Annotated in this window: 4 protein-coding genes; 2 read left to right on the top strand and 2 right to left on the bottom strand. The window is 72.9% G+C overall.

The features are described 5' to 3' along the window. Window positions 1-21: 21 nt before the first annotated feature. A complete protein-coding gene (locus tag AN218_RS14920) occupies window positions 22-672 on the bottom strand; it encodes a GNAT family N-acetyltransferase (RefSeq protein WP_070017380.1) in 651 nt (216 codons plus the stop codon). Window positions 673-782: 110 nt separating this feature from the next. Further along, window positions 783-1,727 carry a bifunctional helix-turn-helix transcriptional regulator/GNAT family N-acetyltransferase gene (locus AN218_RS14915; protein WP_070017379.1) on the bottom strand — a complete coding sequence of 315 codons (945 nt, stop codon included), beginning with the start codon at window positions 1,725-1,727 and terminating at the stop codon, window positions 783-785. A 175-nt stretch (window positions 1,728-1,902) separates the two neighbouring features. On the opposite strand from AN218_RS14915, the gene AN218_RS37495 reads away from it, so the two are divergent. Then, window positions 1,903-3,036 (top strand): ABC transporter substrate-binding protein, encoded by a 1,134-nt coding sequence (locus AN218_RS37495; RefSeq protein ID WP_107421456.1) that lies wholly within the window; start codon window positions 1,903-1,905, stop codon window positions 3,034-3,036. After that, window positions 2,994-3,512 (top strand): ABC transporter substrate-binding protein (locus AN218_RS38770; RefSeq protein ID WP_275936976.1); only part of this gene is annotated, 519 nt, incomplete at its 3' end. The genes AN218_RS37495 and AN218_RS38770, both read left to right, overlap by 43 nt.

Below are 3,512 nucleotides of genomic sequence, written 5' to 3'. Positions count from 1 at the left end.
GGCGCCGTACCGCCGCCGCCGTCAGCCCGGCCCGGCGCCGAAGAGCTCACGGCACGGCTCCAGCCCCTCCACCCCGACGGGGACCGTGCGGTGCCGCTCCCACGCGGCGCGCTCCAGCCGCAGCCGCCGCAGCGTCCGCGCCTCGCCCCGTACGGCGACCGTCTCCAGCCCGTCCGGCTCGTAGCCGAGCTTCCGGGAGACGGCCAGGGAGCGCGGGTTGTCCGTCATCGCGGACGACCGCAGCGTCCGCGCTCCGAGCCCCTCGAAGGCCAGATGCGCCACGGCGGCCCGCATCTCGGTGCCCAGTCCCCGGTTCTGGTGGGGCAGGCCCAGCCAGGATCCGGTCTGGGCGTCCCCGGTGACGCCGAAGTCGCGGGCGGTCAGATCCTGGCGGCCCACCACCGCGCCGTCGTGGAGCACGGCGAGGCTCAGCGTCCAGTTCTCCGGGTGCCATTCGGCGACGGTGCCCAGCACATGCTGGAACGTGGTGCGGGTGCGTACGTCCGGCGGGGCGTCCGACCAGGGAAACGAGAAGGGCATCTCCTCCGGGCCGTGCACGCCCGCTCCCGCCACCGCCGCCAGCTCCTCCAGCAGGCTCAGGCCGGGGAGGCGCAGCTCCAGCCGGGGCGTGGTGATCCGCAGTCCGTAGAGGGGCCAGCAGGAGGTCGTCATGGAAGGAGGGTGCCGCAGCGGCCGGTGAGACGTCGACGCATTTTGTCCGCGTCCGGCCACCGTCGGTCACCGCCGGGCACCCGCCTTCCGCCGGCCCCGCGCACCGGCGGTCAGAGCCGCAGGCGCCAGTCCTGTCCGGTCAGTTCATGGCCGAAACTGCGGTGCCGCTGCTCGCCCTCCAGCTCGAATCCGGCCCGCTGGTAGAGGCGTCGTGCCGCGGCGAGCACGTCGTTCGTCCACAGCACCAGCCACCGGTAGCCGGCCTTCCGCGCGAAGCCGACGCACTCGTCGACCAGCCGCTCCCCGACGCCGTGCCCCCGCGCCGCCGGGTCGACGAGCAGCAGCCGCAGCCGGGCCGTCTCCGGGGCGCCGTCCGCCACGCACATCACACAGCCCGCCCGTCGCCCGTCCAGCTCGGCGATCCAGACCGCCTCCCGCGCCGGGTCGTGCTCCGCGGCGAACTCGGCGACGATGCGCGCGACGAGGGCCTCGTACGTCGCGTCCCAGCCGAACTCCTCGGCGTACACGGACGCGTTGCGCTCGACGATCCAGCCCAGGTCCCCGGGGCGCGGGCCCCGCAGCCGCACCCGCCCGGCGCCGGCGCCCTCTGCCGTGTCGTCCGTCTCCGTCTTGCCGTCCGCCCGGTCACCGTCCCCCGCCAGGATTCCGCGGGCCGTACGGAGGCTGCGGGCCAGCCGTTCGCGGTCGTTCGCCGCGACCCCGTCGAGCAGCGACCCGACGGCGCTCTGCGAACGCTCCTCCAGCAGCCGCGCCGCCTCCCGGCCCTCGTCGGTCAGCTCGACCCGCACGCGCCGGGCGTCCAGCTCCGAGGGCCGGCGGCGCACCAGCCCCCGTTCCTCGAAGCGCGCGAGCATGCGGCTGAGCTGTCCGGCGTCGACGGAGAGCGCGGCGCGCAGATCGGCGGCGTCCGTACGCGGTGCGTGGACCAGCTCGTACAGGACGCGGGCCTCGGTGAGCGTGTACGGCGTGTGCAGGTGGCGGCTGTAGTCGAGCGCGCCGATCAGGTTGGTGTAGAAGCGGTTGAACTCCCGCATTTCGCGGACGGTTTGAGCGGACACCGGGCACCCTCCCCTTCTTTGACTGAGTCAAAGATACGCCGTCCCCGCGCCGCCGTACCCGCCCTGTGCTCCGCACGAGTGGCGTGCCGTGCCAGCCGGTGAGTCTCCGGGCCACGGCAGGTGGCCTCACCTTCAGTGGGCGATAGATGTGATGAAACGCCTATGCCGCCGAACGTGCCCACGCAGGCACCGAGCCGCGTGTACGCACAGTCGGGCCCCGTCTGCCCCCGGAGGTTCAGACATGCCAGCCGCGCAAGCTCTCGACGCAGCCACCCGGCGTTCCCTCGCACTCCTCCTGGCCGGCGCACTGATCCCCCTCGCCGGGTGCACATCCGGTGAGGGCGGAGGGCCCAGCTCCGAAGGAGGCGGCAGCGGCGCCGCGCGAGACGTCCCGCACCTCGACCGCGAACAGGTCGCCTCGGGACGCACGCTGCACTGGGCGGTCGACTCCCTGCCGCCCACGCTCAACGCCTTCCAGCCCGAGGCCGACGCGACGACCGAGCGCATCACCGGAGCGACCCTGCCGTCCCTCTTCACGCTCGACTCCGCGGCGCGGCCGCAGCCGAACCAGGACTATCTGAAGTCCGCGGACGTCACCGCGCGCGAGCCGCGCCAGACCGTCGTCTACAAGCTCAACCCGAAGGCGAAGTGGAGCAGCGGGCGCGCGCTGGGGGCGGCGGACTTCAAGGCCCAGTGGAAGGCGCTCAGCGGCCGGAACAAGTCCTTCGGCGCCGCGCGCAACGCGGGCTACGACCGGATTCAGAAGATCACCAAGGGCGCGAACGCCCATGAGGTGAAGGTCGTCTTCCGTAAGTCCTACGCGGACTGGAAGTCGCTGTTCACACCGCTCTATCCGAAGGCCGTGATGACCCGGCCCGAGGCCTTCAAGCACGCCGCCCGCAAGTCGCTCCCCGTCTCGGCGGGACCCTTCCGCGTCCAGAAGGTCCACCACGGCGACACCTCCGTCGAACTCGTACGCAACGGCAAGTGGTGGGGCGACGAGGCGAAGCTGAAGCGGATCTCGCTCCGCGTCGTCCCGCGCGACCAGCGCCGCGAGGCCCTGCGCAAGGGCGATCTGGACCTGGCGGACGTCGACGTGGCCACGGTGCGCAGCATCGTCCGCGCACACAAGGGCGGCGACGAGGACGCCAAGAGCGGGAAGCGCGAAGGACATTCGCGCAAGTCGGCCGAGGAGNGCTGCGCGCGCAGGCGAAGCGGGACGGACAGCTCCGCCACGTCGCCGTGCGGCACGCCTTCGAGCCGGCGTACACACAGCTCGCGCTGAACGGGGCCGAGGGTCCGCTCGCGGACGAGCGGGTACGGCGGGCCGTCGCCCGCGCCATCGACCGCGACGCGCTCGCGAAGCACGCGCTGCGCGGTACAGGGCTGCCGGTCAAGTCGCTCGGCAGCCATCTGCGGATGATCGACCAGGACGGATACGCCGACAACAGCGACGCCCTCGGCAAGCAGGACGTCGAGTCGGCACAGTCGCTGCTCGCGGAGGCCGGCTGGAAGGACGGCGGGGCGGGCTCGAAGTCCACCTCGGGCGCGGACGCGAAGAAGGGCGAGCACGCCCAGAAGGACGACAAGAGCGACAAGGACGGCGATCAGAAGAAGGACGGCGATCAGAAGAACGACGAGAAGCAGGGGAAGGGCGGGGAGCACGGCGCGGACGACGGCAAGCAGGGCGACGCCCGCGAGAACCACGCGGCCGGAGCCGCTGGTGCCGCCGGAGCCGGAGCCGGAGCCGGAGCCGCCGCC

It is taken from the genome of Streptomyces nanshensis (assembly GCF_001751255.1).
GTDB classification, from domain to species: Bacteria; Actinomycetota; Actinomycetes; order Streptomycetales; family Streptomycetaceae; genus Streptomyces; species Streptomyces nanshensis_A.
The sequence above is the reverse complement of the archived record's forward strand: the minus strand, read 5'-3'. Positions and strand labels throughout refer to the sequence as shown.

Bases quoted from the DNA above. Each gene is read 5' to 3' on its own strand.
- AN218_RS14920 (WP_070017380.1), bottom strand. From the start codon at position 672: ATGACGACCTCCTGCTGGCCCCTCTACGGACTGCGGATCACCACGCCC.
- AN218_RS14915 (WP_070017379.1), bottom strand. From the start codon at position 1,727: ATGCGGGAGTTCAACCGCTTCTACACCAACCTGATCGGCGCGCTCGAC.